Annotated in this window: 18 protein-coding genes; 5 read left to right on the top strand and 13 right to left on the bottom strand. The window is 57.2% G+C overall.

Annotated elements, in window-relative coordinates:
* Positions 1-135: 135 nt before the first annotated feature.
* From ACOTX2_RS17095 to ACOTX2_RS17080, 4 genes are all read right to left on the bottom strand, one after another.
* Complete coding sequence (locus ACOTX2_RS17095; RefSeq protein ID WP_063148091.1) at positions 136-831, bottom strand: ArsR/SmtB family transcription factor; 696 nt, start codon at positions 829-831, stop codon at positions 136-138.
* Positions 806-1,201 carry an amino acid-binding ACT protein gene (locus tag ACOTX2_RS17090; protein WP_022646936.1) on the bottom strand — a complete coding sequence of 132 codons (396 nt, stop codon included), beginning with the start codon at positions 1,199-1,201 and terminating at the stop codon, positions 806-808. Before ACOTX2_RS17090 ends, ACOTX2_RS17095 begins: the two co-directional genes overlap by 26 nt.
* Positions 1,194-1,517: an antibiotic biosynthesis monooxygenase family protein gene (locus ACOTX2_RS17085; RefSeq protein ID WP_038415232.1), complete on the bottom strand. Its 324-nt coding sequence runs from the start codon at positions 1,515-1,517 to the stop codon at positions 1,194-1,196. Before ACOTX2_RS17085 ends, ACOTX2_RS17090 begins: the two co-directional genes overlap by 8 nt.
* Positions 1,518-1,760: 243 nt before the next feature.
* Positions 1,761-2,240, bottom strand: coding sequence for a carboxymuconolactone decarboxylase family protein (locus ACOTX2_RS17080; protein WP_045621753.1), 480 nt, complete (start codon positions 2,238-2,240; stop codon positions 1,761-1,763).
* Between the two features lie 101 nt (positions 2,241-2,341).
* Here ACOTX2_RS17080 and ACOTX2_RS17075 point away from each other — a divergent pair, with 101 nt between their 5' ends.
* Entirely contained in the window at positions 2,342-3,730 is a 1,389-nt protein-coding gene (locus tag ACOTX2_RS17075) for a PLP-dependent aminotransferase family protein (RefSeq protein ID WP_063148090.1), read from the top strand.
* Between the two features lie 85 nt (positions 3,731-3,815).
* Here the strand turns inward: ACOTX2_RS17075 and ACOTX2_RS17070 are convergent, their stop codons facing one another.
* Complete coding sequence (locus ACOTX2_RS17070; protein ID WP_003863073.1) at positions 3,816-3,977, bottom strand: DUF1127 domain-containing protein; 162 nt, start codon at positions 3,975-3,977, stop codon at positions 3,816-3,818.
* A gap of 176 nt (positions 3,978-4,153) precedes the next feature.
* Between ACOTX2_RS17070 and ACOTX2_RS17065 the strand changes: the two genes are divergently transcribed.
* Positions 4,154-5,569 carry a PLP-dependent aminotransferase family protein gene (locus tag ACOTX2_RS17065; protein WP_063148095.1) on the top strand — a complete coding sequence of 472 codons (1,416 nt, stop codon included), beginning with the start codon at positions 4,154-4,156 and terminating at the stop codon, positions 5,567-5,569.
* A 102-nt stretch (positions 5,570-5,671) separates the two neighbouring features.
* On the opposite strand, the gene foxA is transcribed toward ACOTX2_RS17065, so the two are convergent.
* The 3 genes from foxA to ACOTX2_RS17050 all read right to left on the bottom strand — a co-directional run bounded on the left by foxA (position 5,672) and on the right by ACOTX2_RS17050 (position 9,227).
* Positions 5,672-7,780 (bottom strand): ferrioxamine B receptor FoxA, encoded by a 2,109-nt coding sequence (gene foxA, locus ACOTX2_RS17060; protein WP_103891573.1) that lies wholly within the window; start codon positions 7,778-7,780, stop codon positions 5,672-5,674.
* A gap of 121 nt (positions 7,781-7,901) precedes the next feature.
* The gene (locus ACOTX2_RS17055; RefSeq protein WP_063148089.1) at positions 7,902-8,855 is read right to left on the bottom strand and encodes a helix-turn-helix domain-containing protein; all 954 of its coding nucleotides are present in this window, start codon (positions 8,853-8,855) and stop codon (positions 7,902-7,904) included.
* Positions 8,856-8,993: 138 nt separating this feature from the next.
* Positions 8,994-9,227: a DUF2171 domain-containing protein gene (locus ACOTX2_RS17050; RefSeq protein WP_003863067.1), complete on the bottom strand. Its 234-nt coding sequence runs from the start codon at positions 9,225-9,227 to the stop codon at positions 8,994-8,996.
* Between the two features lie 219 nt (positions 9,228-9,446).
* On the opposite strand from ACOTX2_RS17050, the gene ACOTX2_RS17045 reads away from it, so the two are divergent.
* Positions 9,447-9,632: a hypothetical protein gene (locus ACOTX2_RS17045; RefSeq protein ID WP_010427252.1), complete on the top strand. Its 186-nt coding sequence runs from the start codon at positions 9,447-9,449 to the stop codon at positions 9,630-9,632.
* Between the two features lie 38 nt (positions 9,633-9,670).
* Here the strand turns inward: ACOTX2_RS17045 and ACOTX2_RS17040 are convergent, their stop codons facing one another.
* The 3 genes from ACOTX2_RS17040 to ACOTX2_RS17030 all read right to left on the bottom strand — a co-directional run bounded on the left by ACOTX2_RS17040 (position 9,671) and on the right by ACOTX2_RS17030 (position 12,366).
* On the bottom strand, positions 9,671-10,792 hold the full coding sequence (locus ACOTX2_RS17040) for a cupin domain-containing protein (protein ID WP_045307858.1): 1,122 nt from the start codon (positions 10,790-10,792) through the stop codon (positions 9,671-9,673).
* Between the two features lie 134 nt (positions 10,793-10,926).
* Positions 10,927-11,532: an ATP-dependent Clp protease proteolytic subunit gene (locus tag ACOTX2_RS17035; protein ID WP_022646928.1), complete on the bottom strand. Its 606-nt coding sequence runs from the start codon at positions 11,530-11,532 to the stop codon at positions 10,927-10,929.
* A gap of 63 nt (positions 11,533-11,595) precedes the next feature.
* Positions 11,596-12,366: a DeoR/GlpR family DNA-binding transcription regulator gene (locus tag ACOTX2_RS17030; RefSeq protein ID WP_100148637.1), complete on the bottom strand. Its 771-nt coding sequence runs from the start codon at positions 12,364-12,366 to the stop codon at positions 11,596-11,598.
* A gap of 82 nt (positions 12,367-12,448) precedes the next feature.
* Here ACOTX2_RS17030 and ACOTX2_RS17025 point away from each other — a divergent pair, with 82 nt between their 5' ends.
* Both ACOTX2_RS17025 and ACOTX2_RS17020 read left to right on the top strand, forming a co-directional pair.
* Entirely contained in the window at positions 12,449-12,844 is a 396-nt protein-coding gene (locus tag ACOTX2_RS17025; RefSeq protein WP_063148087.1) for a VOC family protein, read from the top strand.
* Positions 12,845-12,969: 125 nt separating this feature from the next.
* Entirely contained in the window at positions 12,970-14,217 is a 1,248-nt protein-coding gene (locus tag ACOTX2_RS17020; RefSeq protein ID WP_063148086.1) for a hypothetical protein, read from the top strand.
* A gap of 41 nt (positions 14,218-14,258) precedes the next feature.
* Here ACOTX2_RS17020 and ACOTX2_RS17015 read toward each other — a convergent pair whose 3' ends face one another.
* Together ACOTX2_RS17015 and ACOTX2_RS17010 are read right to left on the bottom strand one after the other, a co-directional pair.
* Positions 14,259-15,653, bottom strand: coding sequence for an MFS transporter (locus ACOTX2_RS17015; RefSeq protein WP_063148085.1), 1,395 nt, complete (start codon positions 15,651-15,653; stop codon positions 14,259-14,261).
* Between the two features lie 45 nt (positions 15,654-15,698).
* On the bottom strand, positions 15,699-16,787 hold the full coding sequence (locus ACOTX2_RS17010; RefSeq protein WP_048965576.1) for a cellulase family glycosylhydrolase: 1,089 nt from the start codon (positions 16,785-16,787) through the stop codon (positions 15,699-15,701).
* Positions 16,788-16,891: the final 104 nt, after the last annotated feature.

Genomic DNA, 16,891 nt, shown 5'->3' with positions numbered 1-16,891 from the left:
CACCGCCGTATGTTCCCCTCACCCTAACCCTCTCCCCGGAGGGGCGAGGGGATTGCTCAGTGCTCGCATTAATTTGTGGGGAACCCTCAGCCCTGTGGGAGAGGGCCAGAGTGAGGGCACAGCCCGCAGCGGAGTTTAGCGGCTAAAATGTCTGGTGATGGCGCCCTGTCCTGAAGCCGTCACAACCACCTCCCTGTACCCCGCCACCCGCTGGATCCACCCTTTGCTTTCCAGATAAAGAAGCAGCGCTGCGCCGGCTTCGCCTCCGAGATGAAACCGCCGCTCGCTCCAGTCCAGGCAGGCGCAGCACGCTTTTCGGCGCGGATGAGCGCTTAACGAAACGCCGAGCTTCAGAAACTGCTCCCGACCATACGGCGTGAGCGCTGAACCGTCTGCCTCCAGCCAGCCTGCTGCCTGCATGAAATCGTAGATCTGCACCGCCACCGCGCCCGCCAGATGGTCGTAGCAGGTCCGCGCCTCCCGCATGGCTTTCGGCGCGGTAGTTTCCGGCGGGGTAATGCGGCTCCACGAAAGCCCCATCATCTGTTCCACCAGCGCCGCCACGTCGTGCCCGGCAAGACGATAATAACGATGCCGCCCTTGCGACAGGCAGGTAATTAGCTGCCCTTCAACCAGCCGGGCAAGATGCCCGCTGGCGGTCGACGGCGCAACGTCTGCCGCCGCACTCAGTTCGGTGGCCGTCCACGCCCGCCCGTCCATTAGTGCACAGAGCATTTTCACGCGCGACGGATCGGCCATTGCAGCCGCTACAGCGGCAATGGCCTTTTCCAGCATCGCGCTGTTATCAGAGGGTAAGCTCGTCTTTAACATTTGTCGCCCAGGGTGTGGTGATCTCAGCGGCCAGCTTATCATCATCCGTCAGCAGAATAAGGTGATTCGCGTGGTCGCTGTACTGAGTCAGGATAGACACGCCCTTTGCGGCCAGCGCCGCCGCTATCTCGCCCAGCTCGCCAGGACGCTCCTGCTTAAGCTTTCTGATCACCGGCTTTCGCAGCGCCTGCACGGTAAACCCGGCGTCGAGCAGCACACGGCGGGCTTTTTCCCCGTCCTCCACCAGGAAATGGGCATCCGTACCGAAAACGCCGCCCCCCTCCAGCCCCACGCCGTTGCGGCCTAACAGCTGTCCAAAGCGCGCCAGCTCGCCGGGCCTGTCGCTAAAAATCACGTGAACGTCATACATCCGCGTGCCCTCCCGTTTCGGAGCTGTACTCCCGCACCAGCTGCGCCACGCGAATACGGTAGAAAGAAAAAATCGACTCCCGGCCTTCGGCCTGCGCGGCCTGATGGAAGACATTCTGCTTCCAGCGGCGGACGGCCTCTTCATCCCGCCACCAGGAAAGGGACAGGATTTTGCCGTCGATGCTCAGGCTCTGAAAACGTTCAATATCAATAAAGCCGTCGATGTCCGCCAGCAAAGGCTTGAGTTCAGCGGCAAGCTGCAGATAGCGCGCCTGATGATGAGGCTCCGCTTTGGCTTCAAAAAGGACTGCGATCATGGGTGTCTCTCCGTTGTGAGGGTGTGGAGAGAATGCAGGAGGCAAAACCACAATGCTTCGGTATGGAGCGAAGTGTTTGCCGTATGGCGCTGCGCTTATCCGGCCTACGGGCTCATGTAGGCCCCGTAAGCGTAGCGCCACCGGGCAGGGTTTAACCCACCATCGACTTCGACTCCATAAACGCCCCAATCCCCCACTCGCCTGGATTACGGGCGCTGGTGGCGATGATCCGCGAGCACAGAATTATTCCAGGTTAGCCTTGTTCAGACCGTAAGCCGCATCCAGCGCGCCCGGCTCCATGCGGGAGGTAATGCCCAGGCGATTCCAGGCGTTGATCGCTACGATGGCGAAGTTCAGCTCTGAAATCTCGACATCCGAGAAGTACTCCGCCACGCTGCGGTACAGCGCATCGCTCACGCCATGTACGCCAATCTGGGTCAGCGCTTCGGTGAAGGCCAGCGCCGCTTTTTCACGGGCGCTAAACAGCGGGGACTCGCGCCAGGCCGCCAGATGGTACAGGCGCAGCTCGCGCTCACCGGCGATTTTAGCCTCTTTCGAGTGCATATCCAGACAGAAGGTGCAGCCGTTCAGCTGCGATACGCGAATGTCGATCAGGTGCTTCAGTGCCGGATCAATAGAGGTTTTCGCCACCTCCATGCTCAGGGCAGAAAGCGCGTTGGCAAGTGCAGGTGTGGCTTTGTGGTGGTTTACGCGGGTGCTCATTGTCTTTCCTCTTTTTGTGCCGTTTTTTTCATGCGATAAGGCAAATCTACGCCGTTAATGACATAGTAAAAAGACACAAAAAGCGTGAAATGAGGTAGGACATGAAGCCGGGCTATCATGAGATTTATTCCCGCTATCGCGACAACATCACGCGCGGCGTGCTGAAGCCGGGCGATAAAGTGCCTGCCATCCGCGTGCTGGCCGAAGAGCTGAAGGTGGCGCGTAAAACCGTCGAGACGGCGTATGCCATTCTGACGGGCGAAGGGTATCTGGTAAGCCAGGGCGCGCGCGGGACGCGGGTGAACCCGGATCTTCTGCTGCCCGCGCAACACGCCCCCACAGAACAAGCGACCGGCACGCTGCCGGCGTCGTTGATTAGCCAGCGCGAACGGGCCGGTTTTCTGCGCCCCGGCATTCCGGCGCTCGACAGCTTCCCCTATAAAAAATGGCTGCTGCTGGCGGGCCAGGCGACGCGCGCCATGCGTCAGGATGAAATGCTCAACCCGCCGGTGCTGGGCTGGTATCCGCTGCGCGAGGCGATTGCCCGCTATCTCAATATCTCGCGCGGGTTATTCTGCACCGCCGAACAGGTACTGATTACCAGCGGCTACAGCAGCAGCCTGCGCCTGATCCTTGACACGCTTGCCAGCCGCTGCGACAAGGTGGTGTTTGAGGATCCGGGCTATTTTATGGGCCAGCAGTTGCTCAAGCGGATCGTGCCCCGCCTGCACACCGTACCGGTTGATCGCTGCGGCATCGATACGGACTACCTGCTCCGTCATCATCGCGACGCGCGTTTTGCCATCGTGACCCCGTCGCATCAGAGTCCGCTGGCGGTGACGCTCTCACTGCCGCGCAAGCAGCAGCTGCTCGACTGGGCGTCACAAAACGAGGCGTGGATTATCGAAGACGATTATGACGGGGAATTTCACTACACCCGCAAAGTGCTGCCGTCGATGAAAAGCCTCGACCAGCATGACAGGGTGATTTTTATGGGCACCTTCAGCAAAACCATCATGCCTTCACTGCGCATGGGCTACGTGGTGATGCCCGCCAGCACCGTCGGGGCCTTTACCGACTGCGCGGACATTACCACCAGCGGCCAGCCGGTGCTGACGCAAAAAATCCTCACCGCATTTCTCAACGAAGGGCATTTTTTTCGTCATCTGAAAAAGATGCGCGCCCTGTATCAGATCCGCCGCGACTGGATGATTGCCGCCCTGGGTGAGGTCTATGGTGATCTGTTCTTCACCGAGCAAAACGACGGTGGAATGCATATTGTCGCGTTCCTCGCAAAGGGAAGCGCTGACCGGGAGATCGCCCGCTGCTGGCAGGAACAGCAACTACAGGTTAATGCGCTGTCGGAGTGGTATCGCGGGTCGGGCAAACGCTACGGGCTGGTGATGGGCTATAACAACGTGCGGTCATATCAGGAGGCGGTTGAGCTGCTGGAAAGGCCGAAACGGCAGACGCTTGCGCTGTTGAGTTGAAAACCGCCGGGTGGCGGCTGCGCCTTACCCGGCCTACGGTCTCCTGTAGGCCCGGTAAGCGTAGCGCCACCGGGCAACCCAATGCTTACACATCATATCGCGATAACCCAACGTCCTTGAGCTGCTCGTCGCTCATCTGGCTCAGAATGCGGCGGGTACGGTTGATGCGATACCAGTTACGCAGCGTTTTCGCTACCCAGACAAACGCGATAAACGGACGTTTTGAACGATTCTCGTAGAATTCCATGATGCTCTCCTCGCTGTGCCAGTGGGGTTATCATCATGGAAAACGGCCAGTACAATACAGATTCAAAAACTGCTTTTGTTTACCATACAGATCCGCTAAAACGGTATCTGCATGGCGTTTTACCCACCAATCTGTACTGGTTTATTAATCTGTATGGTGAAAACAAAGGATACAGCATGACGCGCTATCAACATCTGGCCAACCTACTGGCGGAACGTATCGAACAAGGGCTGTATCGCAGCGGCGAACGTCTGCCGTCGGTACGCACGCTGAGCCAGGAACACGGCGTGAGTATCAGCACCATACAGCAGGCCTACCAGATCCTCGAAAATCTCCAGCTGATCACGCCCCAGCCGCGCTCCGGCTATTTTGTCTCGAAACGCAAAGCGCAACCGCCCGTACCGGCGATGACGCGCCCGGTGCAGCGCCCCGTGGACGTCACCCAGTGGGATGAGGTGATGATGCTGCTGGACGCCCGCGCCGACAAAGAGATGATCTCCTTTGGCGGCGGCTCGCCGGACATCAACCAGCCGAGCCTGAAGCCGCTGTGGCGCGAGATGAGCCGCATTGCGCAGCATAACCCTAGCGAAATGCTGAGCTATGACGTGCTCGATGGTCGTCTGGAGCTGCGCGAGCAGATCGCCCGCCTGATGCTGGACGGCGGCTCCACCGTGGCGGCAAACGAGATTGTGATCACCAACGGCTGCCACGGCGCGCTGTCGATCGCCCTGCTCTCGGTGTGCAAGCCGGGGGACATCGTGGCGGTCGAGTCGCCGTCGTTTCATGGCACCATGCAGATGCTGCGCGGCTTCGACATCAAGGCGATTGAAATACCTACCGATCCCGAGACCGGGATCAGCATCGAGGCGTTAGAGCTGGCGCTGGAGCAGTGGCCGATCAAAGCGGTGATCCTGGTCCCCAACTGCAATAACCCGCTCGGGTTTATCATGCCGGAAGCGCGTAAAAAGCAGGTGCTGGCGCTCGCCCAGCGGCACGATATTGTGATTGTGGAGGATGATATCTACGGCGAGCTGGCCGCAGAGTACCCGCGCCCGCGCACCATTCACTCGATGGACATTGATGGCCGCGTGATCCTCTGCAGCTCCTTTACCAAAACCGTGGCGCCCGGGCTGCGCGTCGGCTGGATTGTGCCGGGGCGCTATTACGACCGGGTGATGCACATGAAATACGCCGCGGGCGGGTTTAACGTGCCGGGCACGCAGATGGCGGTGGCGGCGTTTATTCGCGACGGTCATTACCATCGCCACGTGCGGCGCATGCGCCAGATTTATCAGCAGAATATGGAGACCTACACCTGCTGGGTGCGGCAGTATTTTCCGGCAGAAATATGCGTTACCCGCCCGCAGGGCAGCTTCCTGCTGTGGGTCGAGCTGCCGGAGACGGTCGACATGGTGTGCGTCAGCAAGCAGCTGTGCCGTCTCAAAATCCAGGCTGCGGCGGGGTCGCTGTTTTCCGCCTCCGGTAAGTACCGCAACTGTCTGCGGATCAACGTGGCGCTGCCGCCGACGGATAAACATCGCGAGGCGTTGAAAAAGATGGGTGAGGCGATTGTGATTGCGATGGAGGGGTAGTGCGGCCTGTTGTCCTCACCCCGGCCCTCTCCCACAGGGAGAGGGTGAAAACCGATCCCGTAGGCCCGGTAAGCGCAGCGCCACCGGGCATTGGCTAACGACTCAGAACGTCCACGAAACGCTGCCGACAATGCTGCGCTCTGCACCGAAGTAGCAGTAAGAGAGCGAGTTACACGCCGCAACGTAGCTTTTGTCCGTCAGGTTATTGACGTTCAACTGCGCGCTCACGCCCGTGAGCCCCACTTTCGACAGGTCATACCCCACGACCATATCCACCAGGGTGTATGACGGTAGCGTATGGGTGTTCTGACGATCGCTGGCGATCCCGTTGACATAGCGCACGCCGGAGCCGACGGTCAGGCCGTCCAGCGGGCCGCTTTTGACGTCGTAGCTCAGCCAGGCGCTGGCCATGTTACGCGGGGCATAGACGGCGCGCTTGCCCTCCTCTTCCGGGCTGCTCTTCTTGTAGCGAATATCCGTATAGGTATAGGCCGCCTGCATGCGCAGGCTGTCGGTCAGCTGTCCAATCGCCTCCAGCTCAACGCCTTCGGATTCGATTTCACCGATGGAACGGTACGGATCGGTCGGCTCCTCTTTAGTGGCAATGTTCTTCTGGTTGATGCGGAACACCGAGGCGCTGAACTGGCTGTTCATCCCCTCCGGCTCATACTTCACGCCCGCTTCCCACTGCTTGCCCTTCATCGGATCCAGGATATTCCCCTGCTCGTCGGCAAAGCTGGTCGGCGTAAAGGCGGTGGAGTAACTGACGTACGGCGCGACACCGTTATCAAACAGATACAGCAGCGCCGCGCGGCTGCTGAAGTTGTTTTTATCCAGATCGCTGCGGGTATGGTTGAAGTTGTCGACGTTCGACACGCTTACCTGGTCGTAACGCCCACCCAGCGTGAGGCGCCAGCGGTCAATGGACATCTGATCCTGCAGGTAGTAGCCGGTCTGGCGCAGCTTATGCTTTTCCCTGCTGTACTGGGTGATGTAGTCCGGCTTCGCGCCATAAGCAGGATGGAAAGCGTCAATCGGCGGGAAGCCGCCGTAGTAGCCGGTGACGTTGTTGGTGCGGTCCTGGTAGTCCATGCCGATCAGCACGCGGTGGTTCACCTCGCCGGTATCGAAGCTGCCGTCGACCTGGTTATCCAGGGTGATGGCGTTCATCTTCTCGTCGGAGCCGGAATAGCCGCGGTTCAGCTCGGTGTCGTTCAGCCAGCCTGCGGCATACACCTGGTTCAGCTCGACTTTGGTGTGCAGGTAGCGCAGCTTCTGACGCACGGCCCAGCCGCTGTCAAACAGGTGCTCGATGTTATAACCGACCATGTTTTCCCGACGATCGTACTTGTCGTAATCGTCTTCACCTTCAAAAAAGGTGTTGGAGATTTTCTTACCGCTGTGCGGCACGACGGTGCCCTCATACGGCAGGCCGGAGTGGCTGCCGCCTTCCGGATCGCGGTGCAGGTAGGCCATCAGATCCAGACGGGTATTATCGGTGATACGCCAGGTCAGGCTCGGCATCAGCGCGTAACGCTCTTCTTTGAGCGGATCGAACTGGGAATCGGCATAGCGGGTCATCCCGCTGAGGCGCACCGCCACGCGGTCGTTATCATCAACCGGGCCGGTCACGTCGAACATCGCCCCGCGCTGGTTATTGTTACCGGCGAAGAGCTTGATCTCCCCGCCCGGATCGAACGATGGCTTACGGGAGGTGAGCGCCACGATGCCGCCCGGCGATGAGCGACCGTACAACACGGAGGCCGGGCCGCGCACGACTTCGATACTGTCCAGGAACCACGGATCAACCACCAGCGAGCTGTGGGAATTGGTGTCGCCCATCATCTTCAGGCCGTCGAGGTAGACGTTGTCCAGGCTGCCGTCCGAGAAGCCGCGCAGCACCATGTAGTCGAAGCGGTTTGATGCCCCAATCTGGTTGCTGTAGACCCCCGGCGTGTAGCTCACGGCCTGACGCACGCTGGTTGCGCCCTGCTCTTCGAACTGCTCGCGGGTGACGATAGAGACCGATTGCGGGGTTTCAATATCCGGCGTTTCAAGCTTGGTGGCCGCAGACTGCATCTGCGAGGTCACCACCACGGTGTCAGTTTTTTGGGCATCCTGCGCCAGTAAAGGAAAAGCGACGCTACCGGTAACCCATCCCACCAGCAGTGCCAGACGCGATTTAGCAAACATAACCCTCTCCAGAGATATTTCTTATTGTTAATAAGAATTATTACCTTTTTGAGGGTGCAAACAGCTATGCGCGCCGCCAGGTTATGTATGCGCGATGCTAAACCGCACGGGATACGTTCGCGCGATGGACAAAATTACGTTAGCGGAATTTGCGCACGTCACCCGGTGAAATCCCGTAATGACGACGAAACGCGGTGGCGAAGTTGGTGGCATGCTGATACCCGCACATCCACGCCGCCTGCTGTACGCTGTGGCCTTCCAGCAGATAGCGACGCGCCAGCGCAAGGCGACAGTCGCGGAGATAATCGAAGAGTGTGCAGCCGTAGCGTTGACGGAACTTGCTGCGCAGGCTGCTTGGGCTCATGGCAGCAAGGGCTGCCAGCTGCGCGAGTGTATGGTCACGTTCAGGAGACTGTTCCAGCAGGCACCGGACGCGTTCCAGACGCGCATGCTCAGGGCGGCTCGGGCAGGGCAGCTGGCACTGGTTCAGGCCGTGGCCGAGCAGCTGGTACATGAGCCCCTCCAGCAACAGCTTACGCGAGAGCACGCTTCCCCCCTGCCGCTGTGCATGCTGAATGCCTGACATCACAAACTCGGGAACGTGCCAGACAAACGCGGGGGTATTCAGGCTTTGCCATTCCAGCAGCAGCGACTCAAGCAGGGCTTCACGTCCGGCATCGTGCGGGTACACGCCAAACGAGAGCGTTTTCAGCGTGCTGTCAGCATCGTGACGCGCGCTCATCACCTGATCTTCACTCAGACGCGAGCTGAACGCCATGCCCGGGCGGACGGGATAATCGATACCATTGAGCGTGAGCGTCACGCACCCTTCCAGCACCACCAGCATATAAAGCGGGCTGCTGTGGCGAGAGGTGGTTTCATAGGGCTGTAATACACGTACGTCGGAATGGGTCAGTGAAATGCCGGACGAGAGCGTCATCTCTTCAACATTCCCCTGCAACACGGGGCTGCCGCTGACCTGCTCATCTTTTAGCTGCGGGAAACGGTAGTCGATGCCGTAGCGCTCGCCGAATATTTGAAAATCCTCAACAAAAAATATGCGCTTCGCTGATGTATTTTCACTCTGGAGCATAATTCGGAGCCTGCATCGGGGAAAGGACAGGCAAAACAGTACCATTCATTTGCCATGGCAGCAATCACCGGGCGCAGACACTATTACGCTCCGGACGAAGCCGGAGCGAAGGCGTATATTTCTTTACGAGAAATATATTTATGCTTCCTGCCACTCAGCAAAAACCTCTTTATGGTTTTTGGTCAGGACAACTTTATTATCTTCGACCTTATCGACCCAGCCGAGAGGAATAAAGTGGTGCTTGCCGCCTGATTCCGGGTCGCTCTTCGCAAGCTTGATACGCTCACCATCAAGATGGTCTACAACCCCGACATGCGTTCCGCAGCTGGCGACAACCTGAGTGTGATCCTTAATTGCGCTTTTATCTACCATATTCATTCTCCTGTTTCGGTTATTTGCCTGTTGCACGAAATTAACTGTAGCGCATAAATTCGGACCTGAAATGCGTATTAGCATTTTGAAACATCATTGACAGAACCGAATATTATGTCTATTTAGCGCCGAATTGAAAAAATAAGAATAAGATTAATTATTAGCGACTGATTATTTCCCGTTCATAATTAAAGTATCGCAACCAACGAGGAGGTATTTATGACGATTCGCAACAATCGGACAGAAATTTCGCTGGCTCTTGGTGAAGCGGTCTTAGACATCGTGCAAAAAGGCCATGAGGTATCGCGAGAAAATCTCGCCCAGGCGATGAAAATTAAAGCGGAAAAAGAGCGCGACGATGAGCGGCTTCTGAACTACTGGAAGGCCTGTAATATGCTGGTTTGAACGTAGCGGCGTTTAGTCTGACTAAACGCCGCAGTCTGTTACTCGTCGAAGTACCAGTATCCCTGGTTAATTAATCCGGTCAGCTCTTCCACAAACGCCGGATTATTCAGCGCATCGCCCAGTTCGGCCTGGCCGAGCTGGGTGTAGCGGGACAGCGCGTCCGCCCCGTTCACATCCGCCGTCTCCAGCTGTTCGCTGTTGATAAAGAAGCTGCCGTTGACGTTCAGCACGCGCAGCCCGCTCAAGCGTGATAGCGTTTCGCCCCCTTGCAGCGCGTCGAGCACCTCGTCTGCGGAATACGGCGGCTCGGCGGCGGCAATATCCAGCTCGTGACGCGGCGTGGAGACGAAGCTGCCGAACCATTTTGTAAAATCATCCGGCTTGCTAATCATGTCGATCATCATCTGGCGAATGCGATCGAGCTCGTACTGCTCCACGCGGCCCGGGTGTTCGCGGCAGGTCAGATCCGGATCGCTGTAGTGCTCGCCACCCAGATCGTTTTCCAGCGCGTAATCGGCAAAGCTGCTGATCAGATCGCGACCGTTCGGCCCGCGGAAACCGACAGAGTAGTTGAGCGCGGTTTCATGGGTGAAGCCGTCATGCGGGAATCCAGGCGGAATATAGAGGATATCGCCCGGGGCCAGATCTTCGTCAATGATTGGCTCAAACGGATCGACGTGCAGCAGGGCCGGATGCGGACAGAACTGACGCATCGGCAGCTTGTCACCCACGCGCCAGCGACGGCTACCCATCCCCTGAATAATAAACACATCGTACTGATCGATATGCGGCCCAACGCCGCCGCCCGGGACGGAGAAGGAGATCATCAGGTCATCGAGACGCCAGTCCGGCAGGACGCGGAACGGACGCACCAGCTCTGCGGCGGGCATATGCCAGTGGTTCACCGCCTGCGCCAGCAGAGACCAGCCGGTTTCACCGAGGTTATCGAAATGCTCAAACGGGCCATTGCTCGCCTGCCACTTGCCGTTAGCATGGCTTACCAGGCGGCTGTCGACTTCCGGCTCCATCGCCAGACCCGCCAGTTCATCAGGGGTAATGGGGTCGACAAAATTCGGGAAGGCATTTTTCAGCACAACGGGTTGTTTTTGCCAGTATTTCTCAAGAAATTCCGGCCAGTCGAGGTTCAGTTGATACGCCATGGTTAGCACCAGTGAGAGGGGAGACAGGCGCGATTATAGAAGAGACAGCCAGGGGGGAACTTGTCATGGGTCAATCGAGCGCGCGTAGGTCGGGTAAGGCAAAGCCGTCACCCGACGCACGCGCGGGCTAAAACTTAATCCAGGTTCAGCTCGTCATAATGGGTGATCAGTTTGCCCACGATGCCGTAGTCCAGCGCTTCCGCCGGTGACATCCAGAAGTTACGGTCGGTGTCCTTCTTCACTTTCTCCAGCGGCTGGCCGGTGGCGTCAGCAATCAGTTTGTTCACGCGTTCCAGCATGCGGATAATCTCGCGCGCTTCGATTTCGATATCCGTTGCCTGACCGCGCACGCCGCCCAGCGGCTGGTGGATCATAAAGCGGGTATTCGGCAGCGAGTAGCGGTGCTCTTTTTTCGCCGCCAGGAAGATGGTGATCCCGGCGCTTGCCACCCAGCCGGTGCCAATGACGTGCACTTCCGGTCGGATAAACTTAATGAAGTCGTGGATGGTGTCGCCCGCTTCCACGTGGCCGCCCTGGCTGTTGATGTACAGCTTGATCGGATCGTTGCTGACGCTTTGCAGCAGGATCATCTGAGTGATGACTTTCTGGGCCAGCTCCTGGTTGATCTCGCCGGAGATGACAATCGAACGGGATTCCAGCAGTTTTTGCTGTAGAGCGCCCGCGCCGCTTGTTCCTTCCGCTTTTTCTTTATCGTCACTGCTTTTCAGTGTGTAGTGCATCGTTATGTCCTCAGCTTGTCGCGCTCAAAATCAGAGTGTAGCCTGTTTTACCTGTCAAAGTCCTCACGCGCGCACAATGCGAACATCCAGTGCGGCAAAGGTATCGATAAGGTCCCTCTCCATAGTCTCATCCACCACCAGCACGTCAACGTCGCGGCTCTTTGCCACCACGTAGCGCGCCACGCCGGGGAGCTTCTCCGGGGTCAGCGCGACAATGGTCTCGCTACTCTGGGCAATGACCGTTTTTTTGAACTCGCAGTCGGCATAATCAAAGCCGGTCAGCCCCGTCTCAGGATCCATCGCGCAGCCGCCGATAAACGCCTGATCGAAGATAATCCCCTGGATCTGGCTCACCGCCGTCGCGCCAATCGCCCCGCCGGATGCCCGCTGGATCTGTCCGCCGATCATAATCACCTCGCACAGCGGATGGTGCAGCAGCGCCGCCGCAATGACCGGCGAATTGGTCACCACCGTGATGCTTAACTCCGCAGGCAACGCTTTCGCCAGCGCCAGATTCGTCGTGCCGGTATCGATAAAAATGCAGCCGCCAGCGCTAACGAGCGTTGCCGCTTTCTGCGCGATTGTGTCTTTTGTTGCACTGTTCGTCCGCTCGCGGCTGACAAAGCTTCCCGTCTCCGGCAGCTGAAGCACCGCCCCGCCGTAGACCTTTTTACAGATGCCCTCTTTGCTCAGCTCATGTAAATCACGGCGTATGGTGTGCTCTGAAACCCCCATCTGGATCGCCAGCTCTGCGCAAACCACTCTTCCACTATCGGTCAGGATCTGACGGATCCGAGCTTGTCGTTGATCCGGAAAAGCAGCATAATCGAGCATGAAGCATCCTTTAAATAAACCTAATCGCGTATCAGTACGCATAATGTTGCACAACCGCGCAGGACAAACAACGAGGGTTATGATGAATATTGCACACGTCGCGCTTTGGACGCGCAGCCTGGACGCCCAGGTCAGGTTCTGGGAAACGATTTTTGGCGGGCGGAGCAACGAGCGCTACCTCAGTAAAAACCGCCAGGGATTTGCCTCGCATTTCATTACGCTGGACAACGGGCCGACCATTGAGCTGATGACCGTCCCCGACATGCCCGACGCTCCCGCTTACCCAGAGTTTATCGGCTGGGCGCATATCGCCATTGATGTTGGCAGTAAAGCAAAGGTAGACAGCATGGCGGAGCAGGCTCGCTCGGGCGGTACGTTGCTCAGCGCCCCGCGTATGACGGGAGACGGGTTTTATGAAGCCGTGATTGCCGATCCGGACGGAAACCGGATCGAGCTTGTGGGTGAGTCTACCGGTTAAGCGTTCGTCACCGTTCTGTGCGGCGCAGGAAGGGAACCGCCCTCAATATTTATCACACATTTTGGGGGCTGGAAATTAAGGCTTATCACGTCTTATGATGCCCCTTTACAAAAGGGGGCGTCAGGATGAAGGCCGATTTTTTAAAAATCATTAACCGTAAATTTTTCATTGCCATTATAACCTCGTCCACCTTCGTGACAGGGTGTACCTTTAGCGTTATATGGTTCTATCTCGCTAACATTGACCGGCTGGATATTCTTTATGATGCGCTGAGCGTGACGAGCGCCATCGGCATCATATTTGGTTTCACTCTGCTTTCCCTGTTCGGCTTCAGTATCGTTATATTTATTTCGTCTTTCTTACTGTATTTAATCTACTTATCGAATGAACAATCGCTTAAGCATTATGAAGGCTTACCCTCACGTCTCGCAAATGTGAGTCTGGTAAACAGCATCATGATTTGCATCGTGTTTATCTCCAGCATGAGTCTTTATTATTTTCGCAACTGGAATGGACTTGCCGTTACAGTAACGGCGATCGGTTTGCTTCTGTTGACAACCTGGAGTATGTCGAGATGGCAGATTTTCACCCGTGCGTATGTTGAAATTGATAATACGCTGGAAAAGAAGTACCTCGAAACATGGCCGATTAAGTTCGGGTTACCTGCTCTATTGCTCATTCCTGCGTGCGTTCAGGTCCTCCCGCTTCTGTTCGTGACCAGCCAGCTTGATTTTAACAGTGAAACGAGCATGCTCGCACAGTTAGCCATTTTTACCGGGCTGTCGGTGGTCCTGGCCGTGGTCGGCATTTTCCCGGGGATGATCCTCGTAAGTGAACAGAAAAACATCATCCAGATGATAACGACAATAGTGATTGTCATTCCGGCCCTGGTGTTCCTGATGACGATTTTCTTTAGACCCACGCCGAACTTGCTTATCAACATGACCCTCAATCTTTCTGGCATCAGTGACTGGCGGACTCACCAGTATTACATCGAGACGCAGACGCATCCCCACGCCATGTTTGACGGAGCAACGTGGAACACCCGTTACTATAAAGAAATCCCGTCACGATTTTTTATCACTGGGGTAAATATCTTTGCACTGGGTAATATACAGCTCATATGCCCTGGCCAGATTAACGCCGCGAGAGCGGCAAGCCTGAAAACAACGGCGGATGATTTCGAAGCTTACGATCTCCGCAGTAAAGCGCTGAAGCGCACAGCCATGAAATGTATTCCATTCAAAAAAGAGCAGATCCATCAATGGGATTCACCGATTTCCGACCCTGTATTTTATCAAAAAGTAAAATCGACAGGCAGTAACGGCATTCTGGATCTCCTCAAGGAGATTAAACCGCCGCACGCATCGTAATGTCAGAGGCCAGACACCTGCCCGGCAGGTGTCTGGCAGCGCTAATTTACCGGCACAGGACGAACGCTACGCTCTTCGCTACCCCGCGCCCCTTCCCTACTCAACCTGCGCTCCGCCAGCAGCCGACAAATCTCCGCATGCTTCTCCTCGGTAAAGGTAAAGCGCGACATAAAGCCCATGCGGATCAGCGACCCAATCGCCGGCAACAAACAAATGCCGAAGAACAGCCCCGACAGCACGCTGTCGCTCTGTGACTGCGCCTGCGGCACATAGTTGATCATCGTCAGAAACACGCCAATTAACCCGCCGCCCACCGCCACCGACATCTTGCCGGTAAAGGTCTGCCCGGAGAAAGTGATCGCTGCACAGCGCTTGTGGGTGTGGTATTCCGCGTACTCGATGGTGTCGGCAATCATCGACGAGGTGAGGATGTTGGTCATCATCACGAACAGCGTGCTCAGGCCGAGCAGGATAAACAGCAGCGCCGTGTGCTGATAGCCCGTGAACCACATCACCACGCGCACCGCCACGTCCAGCCCGCAGAGGATCATAAACAGCTTCCGCTTCTGCATCCGGCGCGTCAGCAGCGGGGCGACCAGGCACAGCACCGCCGCCACTATCCCCATCACGCCAATTGCCATTTGCAGGCTGCCGTCGCCCATGTTGTTGATAAAGAAGTAGATATAGAGTCCGCCCGCCACGTTATGGAACACGCAGAAAAAGAACGACAGCAGGACGATAAACAGCGGCTTGTTCTGGCGCAGGTTGTGGAAGGTATCGCGCATCGTCACCTTTTCCGGGCTGGGCGGGACGCGCTCTTTGATCTGCATAAAGCCGTTGAGCATCAGCGGCAGCCCCACCAGCATCATCACCAGCGCCGCCATAAAGTAGCCTTTATCGTTGCTGTACTGGGCAAAGAACGCCGCCAGCTTCGGGAAGAAGATGTTGGCGCAGGCAATCCCGGCGTTTACCCCGAGCATCGCCGCCGTTACCGCGCGGGTGCGCTGGCCGGAGTCGTTGGTCATCACCGACGACATCGACCAGAACGGGATATCGGAGATGGCGTACAGCGTCCCCCACAGGATATACGTTACCCCGGCGTAGAGGATTTTGGTGGTCATGTCTGCTTCGATTTTATAGAACGCCAGCAGGGTGACGCCGGTAATCAGCAGCGGCGCAATCAGTAAAAAGTGGCGAAACTTGCCAAACCGGCTGTTAATGGTGTCCATAATGCTGGCAAACAGCGGATCGTGAACCGCGTCCCACGCGCGGGCAATCAGGAAGATGGTACTTGCCGCCAGCGCCGAGATCCCCAGCACGTCGGTGTAAAAATAGTTTATAAACGAACCCACTAAACCAAAGCTAAAACACTGACCTAAACCATAGCCAAAGTAGGACCATAACTCGCGAGACGGTATTTTCATTGTCATTGCCATAGTGCGTACCTGGTTGCCCGGCGACAGCGCGCCGGGTCGTTATTATTAGCCCTGCGGATCCGGGGCGATATTGCGCAGCTTCTTCATCAGCGCGATTTCAGCGCGTGAAAACGGGATACCGTTCTCCTCAAACACGTCGTGGAACCACAGGCGGCAGTAGTCCGTGGACTCCTTCATCACCACCGGCCACGGCAGCCAGGTCTGGGTTTTACCGCGCACCAGCCCCCACTGATACGGCGCAACCTTCGCCATGTACATCAGCGGGAGCTGCTCTTCGATGGTGCCGCCCACGTGACGCGCCAGCCATTCGGTGCAGAAGATTGGGCGGCCCAGCGCCTGAAGTTGCTGGATAATCGCCGTCATGCGTCCGGTATTGGTGTAGGCGTGATAGCTCACCACGTCCGACAATTCCAGCGCGGTCTGGTCCAGCGGGTGCTGATAAAACGTCTCGCCCTCCTCTTCCGCCGGCAGACGCCAGGCGCAGACGGTAAGCGGCTGGGTCGGGTCTTCCTCACGCACCCAGCGGAACGCCAGCTTCATCAACTCGTGCGCGCAGGTCTCCAGCTTCTCGTCGTACAGCACCTCTTCCGTGCCTGTCGCGAATATGCCGCGGTTGCCCGGCTCGTTATACAGATCCCAGAGCAACACGCGCTTATCCTCGCGGAACTGGCGCACAACGTCGCGGATATAGCGCTCAATCTGTGGCCAGCAGTCTCGATCGCACACCTTGTCGCGCCCCGGGCTCGCCGCCGCCTGGCTGTTGTGTTTGCCCGGTACGGGCGGCTTTTGCGGGCCGAGGTACGGCTCGTCGCCGGAGAAACCGCAGTCGTCCATTAGGGTCAGCATGGTGCTGAACCCGTTGTCGTCGGCAATCGTCAAAAAGCGGTCGATGCGCGCCATCAGCCCGTCACGGTCGTGCTCCCAGACGATAAACGGCAGGTTGATGCGCAGGGTGTTATAGCCCGCGTCCGCCGCCCAGCCCAGCTCGCGGTCGATAGTGGCGGGATCGAAGGTCTCTTCCTGCCAGATATCGGTCCAGTTCACCGCTGTCGACGGCAGATAGTTGAACCCGCACAGCCAGCCTTTTTGCTGATACCACGCCTGTGCCTGTTCTTTACTCCACTGCTCTTTCATTACGCATCCTCTTGCTGATAATGTTTAGCTAATAAATATTAGCTGCGGGATAAATGCGCAAATCGCGGTGCAAAGAAAAGCGACGCCTCTCACAAAGTTCACGC

Source organism: Enterobacter cloacae complex sp. IR5412 (assembly GCF_049237385.1).
GTDB classification, from domain to species: domain Bacteria; phylum Pseudomonadota; class Gammaproteobacteria; order Enterobacterales; family Enterobacteriaceae; genus Enterobacter; species Enterobacter intestinihominis.
The sequence above is the reverse complement of the archived record's forward strand: the minus strand, read 5'-3'. Positions and strand labels throughout refer to the sequence as shown.